This window comes from uncultured Sphingomonas sp. (genome assembly GCF_913777625.1).
In the GTDB taxonomy this organism is placed as follows: Bacteria; Pseudomonadota; Alphaproteobacteria; order Sphingomonadales; family Sphingomonadaceae; genus Sphingomonas.
Genome location: NZ_CAJYTI010000019.1, coordinates 57264 through 76261 on the forward strand (window position 1 = coordinate 57264; position 18998 = coordinate 76261).

The window sequence follows — 18998 nt, forward strand, 5'->3', positions numbered from 1 at the left end:
GCATGCATGTCCAAATACCTGTTTTCGGCGGCCGTTTCGGCCGTCCTCGTCGCATCTGCAGCGCACGCCCAGACCGCCACCGACGATCGCCGCGCCGCGCTGCTGCGCCAGCGCGCCGCGATCGACGCCGAATTGGCGAAGCTCGATGCCCCCCCCACCGCGCGGCAGACCGCGCCCGCTGCGCCTGCGGTGACCGACGAGATCTTCGTCACCAGCAAGGCGCTGTCGCTGACCACCCGGGTCAGCGGCCAGACGGTGACCACCGTCGACGCCGCTGCGTTCCGCAACACGCCCGCGACGACTATCGCCGATATCGTCCGCCTGTCGCCCGGCATCGCCGTCACCCAGGGCAACGGCCCGCGCGACGTGAGCGTCTCGGTACGCGGCTCCAACGCCCGCAATTCCTTCGGCGCGCGCAACCTGCAGGTGTTCGAGGACGATTTCCCCGTCACCCAGCCCGACGGACTCGCCCGCTTCGACCTGACCGACCCGCATGCGTACGGTGCGGTGGACGTGGTGCGCGGGCCTTCCTCGGCGCGCTATGGCAACTATGCGCTGGGCGGCGCGGTCAATTTCCGCACCCGTGCAGGGCGCGACATCAACGGCATCGAGGCCGGGTTCGACGTCGGCGGGGACGGCTTCGCCAATCTCTATGCGACGATCGGCGACGGCAACGCCGCGCACGACATCGCGGCGTTCGGCAGCTATGTTCGCGGCGACGGCGCGACGGGCCATACCGGCTACGAGACGGGCACGCTCAACGCGCTCGCCCGGTTCGAGCTGGGCGACCAGGACCGGGTGGCGGTGAAACTGATCTACAACGAGGGCGATTTCCGCCTCTCGACCCGGCTGTCGTACAACCAGTATCTCGCCAACCCCTATCAGCAGGGCTGCAAGGCTGCGGCCACCGCGGCGCCGGGCTGCGGCACCATCTCGGTGCTGGTCAACGGCGTCAACGGTGCCCGTATCGCGCAGACCGCCGACGAGGGCGACCTTGCCCGCAACGATCGCAGGACGATCGTCGGCACCCGCTACGAGCATGATCTGGGCCCGAATACGACGTGGCGGACTCAGGCGACCTTCGACAGCCGGGTGGTCAACCAGCCGACCAGCGCGACGCCGTTCAAGGGCACGCTGGACAGCTACAATCTCACGTCGGACATAACCAACCACGGCACCATCGCGGGCATGGCGGCGACCAGCTTTGTGGGCGTGTTCTACAATTACCTCGACAACCAGAGCTACAGCTTCAACAAGACGCCCGCCGGCCGCAACGGCTTCGGCGCGCTGACCCAGACCGTGTTCGGCGACGTCCGCAACCTGGGGGTGCGCGCCCGAGAGGAACTGCAGCTGACGCGCACGCTGCAGCTGATCGCCGGCATCGGCGCCGAGCGCTCGATCCTCGACGTCCGCCAGACCGCGTACAGCTATCCGGTCGCCGCGAGCCCGGTCCTCCTCTACATTCCCTCGAACCGGCATTTCACCAATGTCGCGCCCGAAGCGGCGTTGTTCTGGCAGGCGGCCGAGGCGGTGCGGCTGCACGCGCGCGTCGGCACCGGCTATGGCATTCCGCAGGCCGGCAACCTGTTCGTCACCAGCGCAGGGGTGGCGGGCAACAACACCAGCCTCAAGGCGCAGCGCAACACCGGTATCGACCTGGGCGCCGAGGTCGCGCTGGGCAGCAACTTCAGGGCCGAGCTGACCGGCTATTACGAGTGGTTCAGCAACGAACTGGTCAGCCAGTCGGCGGGGGTGAACCTGCTCGCCTATACCTCGAACGTGCCGCGCTCGGTGCATCGCGGGGTCGAACTTGGCTTCAGCTGGCGGCCGCTGCCGGCGGTGCTGCCGGGCGCGAAGCTCGATGCGAGCTACAGCTACAACGACCAATATTATACCGATTTCCGCGAACGACTGACCGCGGGCAGCGTTTCCACGGTGCTCAACCGCAACGGCAAGGCGATCCCCGGCGTGGTGCCGAACTTCCTCAACGTGCGTGGCGGCTATGACCAGCCTGCCGGGCCGTTGCGCGGGCTGGGCGGGTTCGCCGAACTCACCTGGCGGGACCGGTTCTTCGCCGACAACAGCAACCTGCTGGCGATGCCCGGCGCGACGCTGGTCAACGTCAACCTCCATTATGATCCGCCGCGCGGTGCCGGGCGGCTTAGCTTCTACGCCTCGGTGCAGAATCTGTTCGACGTGACGTACGTCGGCTCGGCCTCGATCATCGCCAACAGCCTGAATGCGGCCACCGGCGCGGAGAACCCGGCATCGGTGCTCGCCAATACCACCGGGTCGGTCTACGCGGGCCAGCCCCGCACGGTCTATGCCGGCGTCAAGGCGCGGTTCTGATGGGGGAGAAGATCATGGAGCACACGCGCCGCCGCTGGCCGAGCTATGCCGCCGTCTGGCGCTGGCATTTCTATGCCGGGCTGTTCTGCGTGCCGTTCGTGCTGTGGCTGGCGGTCACCGGCTCGATCTACCTGTTCCGCCCGCAGGTGGAGGCGCTGATCGACGCGCCCTACGCGCATCTTGCGATCCCCGGACCGCGCGCCTCTGCGGCGGACCAGGCGGCGGCGGCGGTGCGGGCGGTGCCGGGATCGGTGCTCCACCGCTACCAGCTGCCGGAAACCGATACCGAGGCGGTGCAGGTCATCGTCGGCAAGGGGCAGGCGGAGACCCGCGTCTATGTCCACCCGCAAACGCTGGCGATCCTCAAGACGGTGGACGAGGATTCGCGGCTGATGCGGGTGATCTTCCGGCTGCACGGCGAGCTGCTCGCGGGCACCCCCGGCTCCTATCTGGTCGAGCTGGCCGCTTCCTGGACGATCGTGATGCTGCTTTCCGGCCTGTTCCTCTGGTGGCCGCGCGGCGGTGGATTGGCGGGCGTGCTCTACCCCCGGCTGACCGGCGGGGGGCGCCGCTTCTGGCGCGACCTGCACGGGGTCACCGGCTTCTGGGTCTCGGCCTTCGCGCTGTTCCTGCTCGTCTCGGGACTGCCCTGGGCGAAGAGCTGGGGCGGGTATCTCAAGACGGTGCGGCAGGTGGTGGAGGGCCATCCGGTCAAGCAGGACTGGACCACCGGCTCGGCGGAGGAACTCCGCCGCCGCGCCGCGATGGACGCGGGCACCCGCGCGATGATGGGCGAACATGCCGAGCATCGCGGGATGGCGATGGCGCATCCGGCCGTCTCGCTGGTGCCGCTCGACCGGCTGATCGCGACGCTCGGGCCGCTGCGGCTGGCGACACCGGTGCTGGTGTCGCCGCCCACCGGCCCCGGCCAGCCCTGGACCGCCAAGTCCGATGCCGCCAATCGTCCGCTGCGCACCGACCTGACGCTGGACGGTGAAACCGGCAAAATTCTCACCCGCAAGGATTTCGCCCAGCGGCGGCTGGTCGATCGGCTCGTCGGCTGGGGCGTGGCGATCCATGAGGGGCAGGCGTTCGGCTGGCTCAACCAGCTGCTCAACCTGCTGACCGCGCTCGGCCTGATCCTGCTTGCGGTCAGCAGCGTGGTGCTGTGGTGGCGGCGGCGGCCCGAGGGCGTGCTCGGCGCCCCGCGCGCAGGCGCACCGGCGCCGGCGGCGATCGCCTTCTTCGCGCTGGTCGTGCTGCTCGGGCTGTTCCTGCCGCTGATGGGGGTGAGCCTGGTGGCGGTGCTGCTCGTCGAGCGACTGGTGCTGGCGCATTTGCCCGGCACGCGGCGCTGGCTGGGGCTCGCCTGAGCCTCAGCGCCGCCAGTCGATCGCCAGGCCGATCAGCCGCCCGGTGGAGACGGTCTGCGGCACCGTGTCGCTGTGGCGGCCGATGGTGCTGCGATAGGCGGCATCGGCCAGCAGGTTGCGGGCGAACAGCCGCAGGTTCGCGTGGCCGCCGATCGCATGGGCAAGGCTCGCGTCGACCTGTCGGGCGGGGCGCACCCATGGATCGAGCGCACTGCTCGCCAGCACCGAATAGCCGGAAGACGAGGTGCCGAGCAGGCCATATTGCTGCACATAGGCGCCGGTCCAGCGGCCGAGCAGCGTCGCCTCCCACCCCCTGCGACGGTAGCGAAGCTCGGCCGAGACATTATAATCCGGCGCATATTGCAGATGCTCGATCGGCGCGAGGTCCGGATGGTGCAGCCGCACCCGGCCGCGCAGCAGCGTCGCCTGCGCGGCGAGCGTGAGGCCCGGCGCCAGCGGCAGCACGCCGCTCGCTTCCAGTCCTAGTATGTGCGCGGCGCCGCCGTTGCGGGGCTGGATCATGGTGATGCCGGCATCGCCGACGATGCCTTGCGCGTTCGCATAATCGCCGCCCGCGTCGTAGAGATAGTGGGTCAGCCGCTTGGCGAAGGCGGTCAGGCTGAGCGTCGCTCCGCCCCGCCCAAACCATTCCCGCCCGACGTCGAGATTGATCGCTTGCACCGCGCGCAGATCGGGGTTGCCGCGGGTGATGCGCAGCGCCCCGGTATCGGTGGTCTCGACGGTCGCGCTGCCGGCAAGCTGGGCGGGCGAGGGGCGGGCGTAGCTGGTCCACAGCGTGGCATGGAGCCCGCTGCGCCAGCGCAGATCGAGGCTGGGCAGCAGTGCCATGAAGCGGCTGCGGCTGCGATTCCAGCCATAGCCGATACCGTTCGCGGGCACGCCGTTGTTGCCAGAGAGCCAATAGTCGGTCTGCAGGAGCGTGTGTTCGCCGCGCAGCCCCGCGGTGATCGTCACCGGGCCGGCAACCGCTACGAGCCGGGCATAGCCGGTGGCGATCGTCTCGGTCGTGTCGAGGCTCGCGCCGTTCAGGACGTCGGGCGTCATCGGCGGCGGGGTCGCCGCGCGGATGCGGGCGCGCAGGCGGCTGCCGTCGATCAGCGGCAGGCGATAGTCATAGACCCCCGGCAGGATCGCCGCGATGTCGCCTTGCACCAGACCGCTGGCCGCCAGCGTCTCGCCGTCCTTGCCCAGGCCGTAGTCGACGTCCACCTGCCGGTTGGAGCGGCGGGACCGATCGATGCTGAGGCCCAGGTCGAGCCGTTCGAGCGGCGTTGCGCCGAAACGATGGGTCAGCGCGAGCGCCGCGCCGAGCCGGCGATCGTCGCTGCGCTGGTCGCGTTTCTGGCCGAAGCGATGCACCGGATAGTCCAGCACCTGGGCGGCGCGCGCGGCGTCGGTGGGGCTCAGCTGCGGCACGGGATAGCCGCCGCGGTCCGCCAGCTGCACACCGCCGGTCAGCGCGGTGCCGACCGGATCCCAGAAAGAGGTCTCGATATGATCGGGGCGGCTGACCACGCCCATCCCCCAATGCGCGCGTGCTCGCACCTCCGAGGTGCCGATCTGGGCGACGGTACCGACTTGGGCGAGCGCGAAACGGGTGCGTTCCGGGTTGGTCTGGTACCAGTAATGCAGTGCGCCGCGGGCGCTGGCGAGGCGATAGGTACCGTCGCCAAGGGCCGTGCGCGTGACATCCGCCGAGCTGCCGCCGCCCTGAAAGCCGAGTTGGTAGATGTCCTGATCGGTCGCACTCTCGGCGGCGCTCAGCCGGGCGTAGAGGTGCAGCGCCGGGCCCGGCTTGAAGTCCAGCGCCGCCATGCCACTGGCGCTGCGGCTTTCGCCGCGGGTGAACTGGGCGTTGACACTGGTGAGCAGCAGGTTGGCGGCAGGATCCAGCCCCGGGGGGGTGCGGCCGGTGGCGGTCACTTGGCGAAATTCGATCGAACCCTGCTGATAGGTTTGCTGACTGTTGGCGAAGGCGCGGCGGCCGGCCTGCACCCCGATCGCCATGCCCCAGCGATCGTCATCGAAGCGCTGCGCGACGCGCAGCCCGATCTGCCCATAGCCGGCACGCTGGTGATAGCCGAGCGCGCTGCCATCGAGCCCGCTGATCGCCACCAGCTTCAGTGCCGGCGCGCCCGGATCGAAGGCAGAGGGAGTCTGGACGTCGATCACTGCGCCGGTGGCGTCGCCCGCGCGTTCAGGGCCGGGCGTCTTGATCAGCCGCACCCCGCCAAAGCCGAAGGCGGGCAGCAGGCCCATCTGCGCGTCGCGGCCATAGGGCAGCGCCTGCGGCATCGCGACGCCGTCGATGGTGACCAGGCTGTAGGCGCCCGAAAGCCCCCGGATCGCGGTGAACTGGCCGTCCGCCCGCGCCGCGCGGTCGATCCCACCCAGGTCGCCCTGCAGGTTGGTGGTGCGGGTCAGCACGCCGGGCATCCGCGCCAGCGCCTCCGCCAGGTTGCGATCGACCGGCAGGGGGCGGTCGCCGGTCAGCACGTCCGCATCCGGCACGGTGGCGCGCGGCAGGCCGGGCTCGGGCGCCTGGAGCGGGCGCGCGCCCGTCACATAGATCGTCGCCTCTGCGGGGGCGGTGACGGCGGGCGGCGCCGCAGCCCGTCGTCGGGGGCGAGGACGGAAGACCGGGCGCCGCATCGTGCGCGCGATCGACACGCCGGCGGTCTGGCGCACCACCCGCACCGACAGGCCGGCGAGCATCTGGGCGAGAGCAGTGTCGAAATCCGGCGCGTCCACCGGTCGTGCGACCATGCCGGTCACGCTCTCCGGCGCGAACAGGATGTTGCGTCCCGACTGGCGGGCGAGCGCCAGCAGCGCGCGGTCCAGCGGCTGCGCCGCGACGACGATCCGGCGCTGGGCCCATGCCGGGGCGGGCGCGAGCAGCGTCGCGGCGGTGAGCAGCGCGGCGGGCAGAGACGGGGAGCGGAAGGCGCGGTGCATGGCCCGCCGCACGGCTCAGCGTCGTTCGATCGCGTAGCCGCCCGCGACGCGCGTCCAGCGCACCGGGTGGATGCTCGCCAGCGCGCTCAGGAAGGATTCGACGTCGCCGATGGCATAGGCGCCGCTGATCCGCAGCGTGCCGAGCGACGGGTCGGCGAGGCGAATGGCCTGGCCCTGCTCGCGGAAGGCGGCGAGCGCGTCGCGGAGCGGTGTGTCGGCAAAGGTCAGCCGCCCGTCGCGCCACGACAGCAGCGCCTCGGCATCGACCGCCTGGGTGACGGCGCGGGTGCCGGCCAGCTCGACCGCCTCGCCGGGTGCGGGCTCGGCCAGCAGCGCGTTGGTCGCGCGGTCGTGCACCGCGATCGCGCCGCGGGCGAGCACCACGCGCGGCGCCGCGCCCTCCCGAACGCGCACGGCGAACAGCGTGCCGCGATCGACGACCGTCATCGGCCCTGCCTCGACGCTGAAGTCGCGCAGCTGGTGCACCACGTCGAAGGCGGCCTCGCCCGCCTCGATCGTGCTGTGGCGGCTGAACCAGCCGATCCGCGCGGTCAGCCGGGTGCCGGGGGCGAGCCAGACCTGCGAGCCATCGGCCAGTGCGATCTGGCGACGCTCGCCGGCACCGGTGGCATAGCGGGTCGTCACCGGCTGGACTGCCCAGAACAGCGCCAAGGCGGCGAGCGCGGCCCCCGCCAGCCCGCCGCCCCAGGCGAGCGGGCGCAGCGGCAGGGTACGGGCGGGGCGGGACGCGGGTGCTGGCCTGGTCGAGGCGGGGGCCGTGAAGCCGCCCAGCGCCGCAGCCGCCGGGGCTGCTTCCCAGGCGCGCGCGACCATGTCGGCGGCGGCGGCATGTTCGGGGCGCTCGGCCAGCCAGCGGCGGAACTCGGTCCGTTCCTGCGCGGTCAGCCCGGCGCGGGCGCGCGCCAGCCAGCGGGCAGCGAGCTCCAGCGTCGCGTCGTCGGTCACCGTGCCGGCTCCGCGAGCATCGCGCCCAGCCGGGCAAGGCTGCGCTCGATATGGCGCGATACCGCCTTGGTCTCGATGCCCAGCCGCGCGGCGGCGTCGCGGTGGCTCAGCCCTTCGACGCGCACCAGCAGGAACGCGTCGCGCGCCACCGGCGACAGCGTCTTCAGCGCCTCCGACAGCGCATGGAGTTCGTCCCGGCCGATCAGCACGCGCTCGGGGTCGTTGGTACCCTGGTCGAGCAGATCCTCGGCCACGGCGACATGGTTCTTCTCCATCCGCGCCTCGCTCCGCCGATGTTTGTCGATCAGCAGGTTAGACGCAGCCTGAAGCAGAAATCCCCGCCAGCTGCGAACTTTCTCCGCCTCCGGCCCCATCGCGAGCACGCGTAAGTACACGTCCTGCACGAAATCCTCGGCATCCTCCGGGCGCTCGACCCGGCGACGGAAATAGCTGCGCAGCGCCGAGCGGTGCGTCTCCAGCGGCTCGGGATCGCCCGGCGCATAGGCGAGCGATCCGGACGCGCGCTCCCGCCCGGCAAGTCCCCTGCGCTTGTTCATCCGCGACGCTCCAGCAGCCATGGCGAGGGTCCTTAGAACGGGGGGATTGCAGTTCCGCGACGGGCCCGAAAGGCGCCGATTCGCGGGGGCGAAGCGAGCGCATTTGACGCCGTTCGATGATGGTTTCGTGACGGAAGAAAAATGATTTTTCCGCCGGGGAATCTCGAAAATCGCTGCGTCTGACCTCGCAGGAGCGGGCCACCCGGCCCGCCACCCAGGGAGGGAATCGAATGACGTTCAGGAACCAGAGGCTGGCGCTGCTCGCCGGCGTATCGCTCGCCATCCTGCTGCCCGCCGCGGCGCAGGCGCAGAGCACGCCCCCTACCGACGGCGCCGCCGACATCGTGGTGGTGGGCACCCGCGCCCAGGCGAGCGACGTGCAGCTCGCCTCGGACAAGCCGATCGCGGTGCTGTCGAACGAGGATCTGCAGCACACCGCCGTCCACAATGTCGCCGAAGCGCTGGGGCTGATGCCCAGCGTCAACGTGATGAACACCGGTTCGTCCTTCTTCGGCGGGATCGACGGCGCCTCGCGCGGCGAGGGCATGTTCGTCTCGATCCGCGGCCTCAACGCCGAATATAACGTCAACCTGGTCAACGGTGTGAACGTCGCGCAGGGCATGCCCTATAGCCGCCAGGTGCAGCTGAGCCTGTTGCCGCCGTCGGGCCTCAACACCATCGTGCTCAACAAGGTGTCGACCGCCGACATGGACGGCGACGCGATCGGCGGCACCGTCGATTTCCGCACGCCCACCGCGTACGATTCGAGCAAGGCGACGCACTTCGCCGTCACCGCCTCGGGCCGGATCGAGACCCGCGCCCGCGACTATGGCGACAGCGGCCTGGGCGGCGGCGCCTCGGCCGAATTCTCCAAGCGCTTCGGCCAGAACGAAAGCTTCGGCATCTACGCCAGCGCCTATTATGACGTGCGCCACTTCGCCAACAGCGAGATGGCCGGCGTGATGGCCGCGCAGAATGACGGCGGCTGGGCCTATCTGGTCGCGACCGACGCCAAGGGTACGCCCGATCCGACGCTCGATCCGCAGAAGAACATCACCCAGACCGGCGTGAACATCGGCGTTTCGCAGGGCGATACCACGCGCTGGGGCGGCAACGCCTCGCTCGACTGGCACCCGGACGACACGACCCAGATCTATCTGCGCGGCACCTATGGCTATGCGAAGACGGCGCAGAACTCGACGTTGAGCCAGTATGTCTCGGCGTCCAAGTCGTACAACCAGCTGGTCGCCAACACCGGGCGCTACGGCCTGAGCGTCGACCAGATCTCGACCCGCGTCTGGTACGAGACCAACCCGGAAATCGCCAAGCTCGCCACCGCGGCGTTCGGCGGTTCGAAGCAGTTCGGCGGCTGGAAGGTCTCGCCGCAGCTCTTCTACAGCGAAGGCCATAACGATCGCCCCGATCACATCGAGGCATCGGCGCGCATCAACCAGTCGGACAAGTATAACAGCGGCAAGAACCGCCCGCTCGGCGGCCTGTCGATGAGCTATCAGGACGGCTTCCCCCAGCCGCTGCTGACCACCGACATCTACAACGACCTGAACGATGCCGGCACCCGCCTGCTCGCCCGCCGTGCGGGCCAGCTGACCAAGCAATATTCCGGCCAGCGCAAGTGGGGCGGCCGCCTCGATGTCGAGCGGGAATTTGATGGTTCGGCGCTGCGCTCGATCAAGTTCGGCGGCAAGTTCTCCGATTCCACCCGCGACGTGACCAATCGCGACTGGACCAACGATCACCTCGCCAACCTGATCGGCCAGGGCGGCCTTACCTGGGACGGGCTGGGCATCAGCAATGGCGAATATGCCGAGGCGTTCCCGGGCAAGTATAGCTGGAACCTGCCCAAGGTGAACCAGGACAAGCTGAAGCAGTATTTCTACCAGTATCAGACGGCGAAGAGCTTCGACAGCTGCGACAGCAGCTACAGCTTCACCGACAACCAGAACTGCAACACCCTGCACGGTACCGAGGCGGTCGCCTCCGCCTATGCGATGGCGCATGTGCAGACCGGCGACGCCGAGATCATCCCGGGGCTGCGCTACGAGCACACGGTGATCCACAACCGCTTCTGGCTGCTGCCCACCGACACCAGCAAGACCGGCAGCTGGTCGAGCAACCGCACCGAATATAACGAGGTGCTGCCCAGCCTGCTGGTCAACTACCGCCCGACCAGCAACGCGGTCTATCGTGGTTCGCTGTTCTGGTCCTACACGCGGCCGGCCTTCGTCCAGCTGGGCGGCGGCGCGCGCTACAGCGTGAGCGACGACGGCAAGGTGACGATCACCCAGGGCAACCCGAACCTGAAGCCGATCCAGGCGATCAACGCCGATCTTTCGGGCGAATGGAAGATCGCGCCGGGCGGCTATGTGATGCTGGGCGGCTTCTACAAGAAGCTGCGCAACTACATCTACGACAATGGCAGCGGCTATGTGAACGGGCTGACCACCCCGGTGGGCACGACGATCACGATCATGCCGCAGAACGGCGGGTCGGGCGACGTCTATGGCCTCGAAGCGCAGTTCCGGAAGAAGTTCGTCGAGGCGCCGGGCCTGCTGAGCGGCCTGGGCATCGGCGGCAGCATCACCCGCCAGTGGACCAAGGTCGATATCGGCGGCGGCGTCGAGAAGCGGATCCAGAACGCGCCGGAGATCATGGGCGACGCGCAGGTCTTCTGGGAGAAGGGCCCGCTCAGCATCGACGTGATGTACCACTATACCGGCGAGTATATCGCCACCTACAGTGCGCTGGGGCTGAAGAAGTGGGACGATCTGTGGGTGCGCCCGATCCAGACGGTGGACCTGCATGCCGGCTATGACTTCGGTCGTGGCGTCCGGACCGATGTGTCGGTGGCGAACCTGTTCGGCGCCTATACCTATTGGTCGCACATCGGCCGCGACACGCTGGCGCTGTCCGATGTCGTCAATTCCGGCACCACGGTGCTCGCAACGGTGAAGTTCGGCTTCTGAGCCGGGGAGGGGCGCGGCCTTTGGTCGCGCCCCCATCGCGGCAACGTCAGCCGCGTACGTCTTCCTGCACCATGTCGAACTCGCGCACGCCGCGCAGGCGGCGGGCGTTGCTGACCAGTTCGCGCAGCTTCTCGCGGCGTTCCTTGGCATATTCGACATCGCGGATCACCAGCGGGCCGCCGCGCGTGGTCTCGTCGGACGCGGTGATGGTGAGCGTGCCGATGCCCGAGATCTGGTTGACGATCGAATAGTCGAGCCGGACGTCCTTCACTCGGTACAGCTCGATCTCGTCGATCGATTTGCGCACGATGCCGCGATAGAGGATCATCCGGTCCTCGGTGACCTCGTAGAGCGTCGACTTGTTGGCGATCCAGCGGACCGCCAGGATCACGAAGCCGATGCCGACGAGGCAGAGCGCCACCGTCGCCCATCCTGCGAACGAGCCCTTGACCCACCCGGCGGTGGAGGATTGGAAGCGATCGATCAGCTGCGCCATGCCGCCATCATAGCCGGGCGGCGGCGGCCCGCAACGGGGAAGTCAGCCCGCGACCGGGGTGAGGAACCGGGCCCATTCCGCGCGGCTGATCTTCTGGTCGCGATTGGCATCGGTGGCGGTGAAGCTGTCCTGCACCCAGGCGCGCGCCTCCGGCTTTTCGCGATCGAAATTCGCCTCCTTGGCGGTCCGCAGCGCCACCAGCCAGTCGCCGAATTCGGCCAGGTCGAGGCTGCCGTCGCCGTTCACGTCGTAGCGGGCGAACTGGGCGTCGACCGGCAGCCTGGCGGGGTCGGGGCGGGGCGTGGGCTGGGCGGTCTCGGCCGCGCTGTCGGTGCCGCCGGCGGTGGCGGGCTTCGCCTCCCCGCTGCCCTGCGTACCCGGCATGGCAGGGTCGGCGGCTGGCTTCGGCGTCTGGCCGGCCCTGGCCGGTTGCGCGGGCATTTCTTGCGGCGCAGGCGTGAGCTGCAGCGCGGCGGCGAGCAACAGGGGTGTCAGCATCGATCGGTCTCCTTAGGAGACCAACGGCCGGGCCTCCCTTCGGTTGCCGCTGAGGCCGCTTCTTGCTAGTCGCCGGCGCGACCCGCCCGGGGCTGCCGGGCTCCCCTTTTTCGCACACGAAGGAACGCCATGGTCCCCCGTTATGCCCGCGCCGCGATGACCGACATCTGGTCGCCCGAGACGCGCCTCGCCATCTGGTTCGAGATCGAGGCGCACGCCACGCAGGCGCTCGCCGACCTCGGCGTGGTGCCGCAGAGCGCGGCCAAGGCGCTGTGGGACTGGTGGGCGACGAAGCCGGCGATCGACGTCGCCGCGATCGACGCGATCGAGGCGGTGACCAAGCACGACGTGATCGCCTTCCTCACCTGGGTGGCCGAGCAGGTCGGCGAGGAAGCCCGCTTCATGCACCAGGGCATGACCAGCTCCGACGTGCTCGACACCTGCCTCGCGGTACAGCTCGCCCGCGCCAGCGACCTGCTGCTGGCCGATATCGACGCGCTGCTGGACGTGCTGGAGCGCCGCGCCCGCGAGCACAAGATGACCCCGACGATCGGCCGCAGCCACGGCATCCATGCCGAGCCGGTGACCTTCGGCCTCAAGCTCGCCGAGGCCCATGCCGAGTTCCAGCGCAACAAGGCACGCCTGCTCGCCGCCCGCGCCGACATCGCCACCTGCGCGATCTCGGGTGCCGTCGGCACCTTCGCCAATATCGATCCGCGCGTCGAAGCGCATGTCGCCGAGAAGCTCGGCCTGTCGGTGGAGCCGGTCTCGACCCAGGTGATCCCGCGCGATCGTCACGCGATGTTCTTCGCCACGCTGGGCGTGATCGCTTCGTCGATCGAGCGCCTCGCGGTGGAAATCCGTCACCTCCAGCGCACCGAAGTGCTGGAGGCGGAAGAGTATTTCTCGCCGGGCCAGAAGGGCTCGTCGGCCATGCCGCACAAGCGCAACCCGGTGCTGACCGAGAACCTGACCGGTCTCGCCCGCATGGTGCGCGGCTATGTCACCCCGGCGCTCGAGAATGTGGCGCTGTGGCACGAGCGCGACATCAGCCACTCCTCGGTCGAGCGCTATATCGGCCCGGACGCGACGATCACCCTCGACTTCGCACTGGCCCGCCTCACCGGCGTGGTCGACAAGCTGCTGGTCTATCCGGTGCGCATGCAGAAGAATCTCGATCGCATGGGCGGCCTGGTCCATTCCCAGCGCGTGCTGCTGGCGCTGACCCAGGCGGGCGTGAGCCGCGAGGACGCGTATCGCCTCGTCCAGCGCAACGCGATGAAGGTGTGGGAATCGGACGGCGAACTGTCGCTGATGGAGCTGCTCAAGGCCGATCCCGAAGTCACCGCGGCGCTCAGCCCGGAAGTCATCGAAGAAAAGTTCGACCTCGGCTATCACTATCGCCATGTCGACACGATCTTCGCGCGGGTATTCGGCGCCGCGTAACTGAGGCCGGTTCGGTCCTATTGGAACAGATCCACGGCGGGTGATTTCTGCTTGCCGTGGATCGCCGCCTTTTCAACAATACACCCGTATGAACGCCGCACATCTCCGATTGCGGGAGGCGACGGGTGCCGCCCATGCGCGGGTCGATGCGCTGTTCAGCCGGTTCGATCTGGCGCGTCGCGACGACTATGCCGGCTTGCTTGCCGCGCATGCCGAGGCGCTGTTGCCGGTGGAGGCAATGCTCAACCGCAGTGGCGCGGAGTCCATCACCGACGACTGGTCGCAGCGCCGTCGCGCCGGCGTGATCCAGGTGGATCTAGACGCGTTGGGCATCGAGGTGCCGGCAATGGACGCCTCAGCCGAGCTTGCCCCGGCAGCCGCCATGGCAGGCATGCTCTACGTCCTCGAAGGGTCGCGTCTTGGCGGGCGCTTCCTTGCGCGCAACATTCCCGAAAGCTGGCCGCGCGCCTATTTGGGTAGTCAGCAACCACCGCATATGTGGCGGGAATTGCTGGCGAAACTGGATTCGATCCTGTACGAGCCCGAGGCATTGGAAATTGCCGTAACCGCCGCCAACCAGACCTTCGGGCGGTTCGAGGCTGCCGGCACGAAATGGCTGGCGAAAGTAGTCTGAGTGAGTGACGGCGTTTTTCAGGTCGACCTGACCAATTGCGATCGCGAACCCATCCACCAGTTGGGCGCGATTCAGCCCTTCGGCTTCCTGATCGCCTTTTCCAGCGACTGGCTGATCAAGCGCGCCTCCGCGAACGTCGACCAGCATTTCGACATGCCTGCCGAAGAGATGCTCGGAAGCCATGTCAGCGACTATCTGGAAGACGATGCGATCCACGCGCTGCGCAACCGGCTGACGCTGCTGCGCGGCGACGATGCGCTGGAGCGCATCTTCCACGTCAAGGCGCTGCGGACGCGCGCGCGGACCTATGACCTCGCGCTCCACATGGTCGGCGACACCATCGTGGTGGAGGGGGAACCCTGCACCACGGACGTCGCAGGCGACGCGGGCAGCACGCTGCGGGCGATGATGGGGCGGCTGGACGAGAAGGAAACGTTGGCCGACTTCTTCCGCGAAGGCGCCCGGCAGGTCCGCGCGCTGACCGGGTTCGACCGCGTGATGGTCTATCGCTTCGAACGCGACGGATCGGGCGTGGTGGTGGCCGAGGCTGCACGCAGCGGCATCGGCAGCTTCCTCGACCTGCGTTATCCGGCCAGCGACATCCCGCAACAGGCGCGCAAGCTCTATCTGCGCACGCCGTTCCGGATCATCGCCGATGTCCATGCGGCGCCGGTGCCGATCGTGCCGGCGCGCGACGAATTCGGCGCGCCGCTCGACCTGTCACTGTCGGTGTTGCGCTCCGTCTCGCCGATCCACATCGAGTATCTGAAGAACATGGGGGTGCGCGCCTCCATGTCGATCTCGATCATCGTCGAGGGCAAGCTCTGGGGCCTGTTTGCCTGCCACCATTATGGCGGCCCTCGCTGCCCCGGTTTCGAGCGACGCTCGATGGCCGAGCTGTTCGGCCAAATGTTCGCGCTCAAGCTAGAGAGCCGCGAGCGCAAGGCGCTGTCCGCCTATGAGGCGGCGGCGCGCGCGACCAGCGACCGGCTGCTGGCAGCCGTGGCGGGCGATCACGGCCTGCTCGACGATCCCGAATGGCTGGGCAGCAAGCTGCGCGAGGTGGTGCCGTGCGACGGCATCGCCATCTGGATCGGCGGCAAGGTGGCGTTCAGCGGCATCACGCCGCCGCCCTCTTCCTTCGCCTCGATCACGCGCCGGTTGAACGCGATGGCGGCCGGCCGCGTCTTCGCGACGGACCATCTCGCGGAAGTGCTGCCGCAGGCGGCGGAGTACGCCGATGTCGGCGCCGGGTTGCTTGCCATCCCGATCAGTCGTTCCCCCCGCGACTATGTGATGCTGTTCCGCCAGGAACTGGTGCGCACGGTCAACTGGGGCGGCGATCCGCACAAGCCGGTGGAACTGGGGCCGCACGGCGCGCGCCTCACCCCTCGGCAGAGTTTCGAGACGTGGAGCCAGGAAGTCCGTGGCCGCTCGCTGCCCTTCACCGAAGTGGAACTGCGCGTGGCGGAGGTGCTGCGTGCCTCGCTGATCGAGGTGGTGCTGCGCCTGTCCGACGATGCCCAGGAGGAGCGGCAGCGCGCCTCCGAGCGGCAGGAACTGCTGATCGCCGAACTCAACCACCGGGTGCGCAACATCCTGGGGCTGATTCGCGGCCTCGTCCGCCAGTCGCGCGCGCCGGGCGCGGATACCAGCACCTATATCCGCATGCTCGAAGGGCGGATCGAGGCGCTCGCCCGCGCGCACGACCAGATCACCGAGGACAATTGGAGCCCGGCCCCCCTCGGTCGGCTGCTGCGCACCGAGGCGGCGGCCTATCTCGGCGGGCGCTCGGGCCGGCTGGAACAGGACGGGCCGATGGTGCTGCTCCGCCCTGCGGCCTTCTCGACGCTGGCGCTGGTGTTCCACGAGCTGATGACCAACTCCGCCAAATATGGCGCGCTGTCGGACAGCGGCACGGTGTCGGTGCGCTGGTGGCTCGATCCGGAGGGCGATTGCCGGATCGAATGGCGCGAGCGCGGCGGTCCCGCCGTGCAGCCGCCGACCCGCCAGGGCTTCGGCACCACCATCATCCAGCGCTCGGTGCCCTATGACCTGGGCGGCAAGGCGACGGTGCGCTACCCGCTCACCGGCTTGGAGGCGGAGTTCTGCATCCCGGCCCGGCACGTGGTGCTGGACGGCGACGCGGCGGCCAAGCACGCGCGGGACATCGAGGAGCCGATTTCGGTGCCGAGCGCGGGCGAGATGCGACAGGTGCTGAACGGTGCCGTCCTGCTGGTCGAGGACAGCCTGATCATTGCGATGGATGCCGAGGATATCCTGCTGCGTCTTGGCGCCGAACGCGTCGTGACCGCGTCGTCGGTGGATGGCGCGCTGGAGGAGCTGGCGGTCGAGCGCTTCGGCGTGGCGATCCTCGACGTCAACCTCGGTGCCGAGACCAGCCTGCCGATTGCCGATCGTCTGCGCGCGGAGGGCATCCCCTACGCGTTCGCGACCGGCTATGGCGAGCAGCTGCAGCTGGATGCCGCGCATGCCGGGGTGCCGGTGCTGCAGAAGCCCTACACCGCCGTGAACATGGCCCGGATGCTGGAGGGGTTGCTGGAGGGGTAGGGCCTGGCAGCGGACCTCATCCTCCCCCCAGGGCAAGACTATCGCCTCTGCACAAGGTACTTCGTCATCCCGGCGAAAGCCGGGATGACAATCGCGTTGAACCGCCGCCCCTTCGCTTTCTGTGCGAATGCCCTCGCGGCCAGGAAGGGCTCGGGTCTGTGCTCACTGCCCCTTGGGCAGCTTGATCCCCAGCAACACCAGCCGTTCGCCGGTGATCCCGAACCAGTGCGGTACGCCGGCCGGCACCAAGATGACGTCGCCGGGGCCAAGCGTCCGCGTCGTGCCGCCCTCGATCCGGCTGCCTTCCACCAGCGTGGGGTTGCGCGTCTCGCGATCGGGCATCGTGCCGCCGGACACCAGCGTGCCTCTGCCTTCCAGCACGATCGCATATTCGGCCTGGTCGGGGTGGACGGCCGGCTTGCCGGGCTTTTTCCAGATCTCGATCGCCGCCACGTTGCTGCCGTCGCGTACCACCGGCTTCCAGGCGAAGCCCTGGCCGGGCTTCATCTCCGTCAGCATCGCCTGGAGCTGGGCCTGCACGTCCTTCCCGCCGACAAAGGCCGTAGGATACGCGACGGTCTGCGCGACGGCGGCGACGGCGATGGCGAGCAGCGGGGCGGCCGCGAGGGCGCTGAGCAGGATCTTCACGGCAACTCTCCCTGTAGTTGATTGAGAACGCTGGGCGTTCGCCGCGAACCAGCTTGCCACAGCCGGGTCAGCCCCGCCAGCGCAGCCGCTCGACCAGCAGCGCAAAGGCGGGTGTCGGCTGGCGGCGGCTGGGGTAATAGAGATGGTAGCCGGCGAAGGGCGGCGAGAAGCGGGTCAGCACCGCCTCCAGCGCGCCGCTGTCGAGATGCGACCGTACCACCGCGTCGGGCAGGCAGGCGATGCCGAAGCCGTCGATCGCCGCGCGCAGGATCGGAAAGACCGAGGAGAAGGTGAGCGGCCCCTCCACCCGCACCTTGCGCTCGCGGCCGCCTTCCTCGAACTCCCAGGCGTAGAGGCCGCCATAGGTGGGCAGGCGCAGGTTGATGCACGCATGGCTGGTGAGGTCCTCCACCCGTTGCGGGCGGCCGGCGCGATCGAAATAGGCAGGGGAGGCGACCGCGAGCATGCGCGCATCCGGGCCGATCGGCACCGCCACCATGTCCTTGGCGATGATGTCGCCGAAGCGCACACCTGCGTCGAAGCGTTCGGCGACGATGTCGGTCAGGCGATAGTCGCTGTCGATCTCGACCCGGATGTCCGGAAATTCGCGCAGGATCGGCGCGAGGCGTGGCCATAGCAGGGTCTTCAGCGAATGTTCGTCCGCACTGATCCGCACCAGCCCCGCCGGCTTCTCGCGCAGCGCGCTGAGCGCCGCCACCTCGGCTTCGATCTCGTCCAGTCGCGGGGCCAGCGTCGCGAACAGTCGTTCGCCCGCTTCGGTGAGGCTCACGCTCCGCGTCGTGCGGTGGAGCAGCCGCACGCCCAGCCGCTCCTCCAGCCCGCGCATCGCATGGCTGAGCGCCGAGGGCGTGACGCCACTCTGCGCGGCGGCACGCGTGAAGCTGCGCTGCCGGGCAACCGCCAGGAAGGCGGCGAGTTCGGAAAGGTGCTGGCGGTTCATTGCTGAACCATATTCAACACTGCATGCAGCGGCCAGCGTCTAATCCACAGAGTGTGGCGGGCTTATCTCCTGTCGAGCGCGAGTCCCGCGCCGGCAGGAGAATTCATGGAACTGAAGCGCAACGGCAGCCAGCCCTCCCAGCTCGGCCCGGCCGACTGGTTCACCGGCCGTGTCCGGATCGACCCGCTGCACACTGCGCCCGCACCGGCGCGCCACGGCGTCGCCAGCGTCACCTTCGAGCCCGGCGCCCGCACCTTCTGGCATACCCATCCGCTCGGCCAGACGCTGGTCGTCCTCTCCGGCACCGGCTGGACCCAGTGCGAAGGCGAGGACATTGTCGAGATCCGCGCCGGCGACGTGGTCTGGTGCCCGCCCGGCCATCGCCACTGGCACGGCGCCAGCGCCACCACCGCGATGACCCACATCGCCATCCAGGAAGCGCTGGACGGCAAGATGGTCGAGTGGCTGGAGCCGGTGGACGAGGCAACCTATCGCGCCGGCCCGCGCTGAACCCCTTCGAACCCTATAACCAGGAGATC

14 protein-coding genes are annotated in these 18998 nt (G+C 68.9%); 7 read left to right on the top strand and 7 right to left on the bottom strand.

Going from position 1 to position 18998, the window contains the following annotated elements; genetic code table 11:
- Positions 1–6 precede the first annotated feature (6 nt).
- The gene (locus QZ814_RS09910; RefSeq protein ID WP_294331504.1) at positions 7–2349 is read left to right on the top strand and encodes a TonB-dependent receptor; all 2343 of its coding nucleotides are present in this window, start codon (positions 7–9) and stop codon (positions 2347–2349) included.
- Positions 2349–3722, top strand: a complete 1374-nt coding sequence (locus tag QZ814_RS09915) for a PepSY domain-containing protein (RefSeq protein WP_294331506.1) — start codon at positions 2349–2351, stop codon at positions 3720–3722. Before QZ814_RS09910 ends, QZ814_RS09915 begins: the two co-directional genes overlap by 1 nt.
- A gap of 3 nt (positions 3723–3725) precedes the next feature.
- On the opposite strand, the gene QZ814_RS09920 is transcribed toward QZ814_RS09915, so the two are convergent.
- The 3 genes from QZ814_RS09920 to QZ814_RS09930 are packed head-to-tail and all read right to left on the bottom strand — an operon-like array spanning position 3726 to position 8242.
- On the bottom strand, positions 3726–6698 hold the full coding sequence (locus QZ814_RS09920) for a TonB-dependent receptor (protein ID WP_294331508.1): 2973 nt from the start codon (positions 6696–6698) through the stop codon (positions 3726–3728).
- 15 nt (positions 6699–6713) lie between these two features.
- Complete coding sequence (locus QZ814_RS09925) at positions 6714–7664, bottom strand: FecR domain-containing protein (RefSeq protein ID WP_294331510.1); 951 nt, start codon at positions 7662–7664, stop codon at positions 6714–6716.
- Positions 7661–8242 carry an RNA polymerase sigma factor gene (locus QZ814_RS09930; RefSeq protein ID WP_294331512.1) on the bottom strand — a complete coding sequence of 194 codons (582 nt, stop codon included), beginning with the start codon at positions 8240–8242 and terminating at the stop codon, positions 7661–7663. Before QZ814_RS09930 ends, QZ814_RS09925 begins: the two co-directional genes overlap by 4 nt.
- 209 nt (positions 8243–8451) lie before the next feature.
- On the opposite strand from QZ814_RS09930, the gene QZ814_RS09935 reads away from it, so the two are divergent.
- Positions 8452–11205, top strand: a complete 2754-nt coding sequence (locus QZ814_RS09935; RefSeq protein ID WP_294331513.1) for a TonB-dependent receptor — start codon at positions 8452–8454, stop codon at positions 11203–11205.
- Between the two features lie 46 nt (positions 11206–11251).
- Here QZ814_RS09935 and QZ814_RS09940 read toward each other — a convergent pair whose 3' ends face one another.
- Positions 11252–11701, bottom strand: coding sequence for a PH domain-containing protein (locus QZ814_RS09940; RefSeq protein WP_294331515.1), 450 nt, complete (start codon positions 11699–11701; stop codon positions 11252–11254).
- 42 nt (positions 11702–11743) lie between these two features.
- Positions 11744–12199, bottom strand: coding sequence for an EF-hand domain-containing protein (locus QZ814_RS09945; protein ID WP_294331517.1), 456 nt, complete (start codon positions 12197–12199; stop codon positions 11744–11746).
- A gap of 129 nt (positions 12200–12328) precedes the next feature.
- On the opposite strand from QZ814_RS09945, the gene purB reads away from it, so the two are divergent.
- From purB to QZ814_RS09960, 3 genes are all read left to right on the top strand, one after another.
- On the top strand, positions 12329–13645 hold the full coding sequence (gene purB, locus QZ814_RS09950) for an adenylosuccinate lyase (protein WP_294331519.1): 1317 nt from the start codon (positions 12329–12331) through the stop codon (positions 13643–13645).
- 88 nt (positions 13646–13733) lie between these two features.
- Positions 13734–14279: a biliverdin-producing heme oxygenase gene (locus tag QZ814_RS09955; protein WP_294331520.1), complete on the top strand. Its 546-nt coding sequence runs from the start codon at positions 13734–13736 to the stop codon at positions 14277–14279.
- The gene (locus QZ814_RS09960; protein WP_294331522.1) at positions 14280–16850 is read left to right on the top strand and encodes an HWE histidine kinase domain-containing protein; all 2571 of its coding nucleotides are present in this window, start codon (positions 14280–14282) and stop codon (positions 16848–16850) included. It abuts the gene before it with no gap.
- Positions 16851–17012: 162 nt separating this feature from the next.
- On the opposite strand, the gene QZ814_RS09965 is transcribed toward QZ814_RS09960, so the two are convergent.
- Complete coding sequence (locus QZ814_RS09965) at positions 17013–17498, bottom strand: cupin domain-containing protein (RefSeq protein WP_294331524.1); 486 nt, start codon at positions 17496–17498, stop codon at positions 17013–17015.
- A 67-nt stretch (positions 17499–17565) separates the two neighbouring features.
- Positions 17566–18459: a LysR family transcriptional regulator gene (locus QZ814_RS09970; RefSeq protein WP_294331525.1), complete on the bottom strand. Its 894-nt coding sequence runs from the start codon at positions 18457–18459 to the stop codon at positions 17566–17568.
- Between the two features lie 105 nt (positions 18460–18564).
- Between QZ814_RS09970 and QZ814_RS09975 the strand changes: the two genes are divergently transcribed.
- The gene (locus QZ814_RS09975) at positions 18565–18969 is read left to right on the top strand and encodes a cupin domain-containing protein (protein ID WP_294331528.1); all 405 of its coding nucleotides are present in this window, start codon (positions 18565–18567) and stop codon (positions 18967–18969) included.
- Positions 18970–18998: the final 29 nt, after the last annotated feature.

What these genes read in the sequence shown, in the direction of transcription:
- QZ814_RS09935 (WP_294331513.1), top strand. Translation starts at nt 8,452, where the DNA reads ATGACGTTCAGGAACCAGAGGCTGGCGCTGCTCGCCGGCGTATCGCTC.
- QZ814_RS09975 (WP_294331528.1), top strand. Translation starts at nt 18,565, where the DNA reads ATGGAACTGAAGCGCAACGGCAGCCAGCCCTCCCAGCTCGGCCCGGCC.
- QZ814_RS09945 (WP_294331517.1), bottom strand. Translation starts at nt 12,199, where the DNA reads ATGCTGACACCCCTGTTGCTCGCCGCCGCGCTGCAGCTCACGCCTGCG.
- QZ814_RS09910 (WP_294331504.1), top strand. Translation starts at nt 7, where the DNA reads ATGTCCAAATACCTGTTTTCGGCGGCCGTTTCGGCCGTCCTCGTCGCA.
- QZ814_RS09970 (WP_294331525.1), bottom strand. Translation starts at nt 18,459, where the DNA reads ATGAACCGCCAGCACCTTTCCGAACTCGCCGCCTTCCTGGCGGTTGCC.
- purB (WP_294331519.1), top strand. Translation starts at nt 12,329, where the DNA reads ATGGTCCCCCGTTATGCCCGCGCCGCGATGACCGACATCTGGTCGCCC.
- QZ814_RS09915 (WP_294331506.1), top strand. Translation starts at nt 2,349, where the DNA reads ATGGGGGAGAAGATCATGGAGCACACGCGCCGCCGCTGGCCGAGCTAT.
- QZ814_RS09940 (WP_294331515.1), bottom strand. Translation starts at nt 11,701, where the DNA reads ATGGCGCAGCTGATCGATCGCTTCCAATCCTCCACCGCCGGGTGGGTC.
- QZ814_RS09920 (WP_294331508.1), bottom strand. Translation starts at nt 6,698, where the DNA reads ATGCACCGCGCCTTCCGCTCCCCGTCTCTGCCCGCCGCGCTGCTCACC.
- QZ814_RS09930 (WP_294331512.1), bottom strand. Translation starts at nt 8,242, where the DNA reads ATGGCTGCTGGAGCGTCGCGGATGAACAAGCGCAGGGGACTTGCCGGG.
- QZ814_RS09955 (WP_294331520.1), top strand. Translation starts at nt 13,734, where the DNA reads ATGAACGCCGCACATCTCCGATTGCGGGAGGCGACGGGTGCCGCCCAT.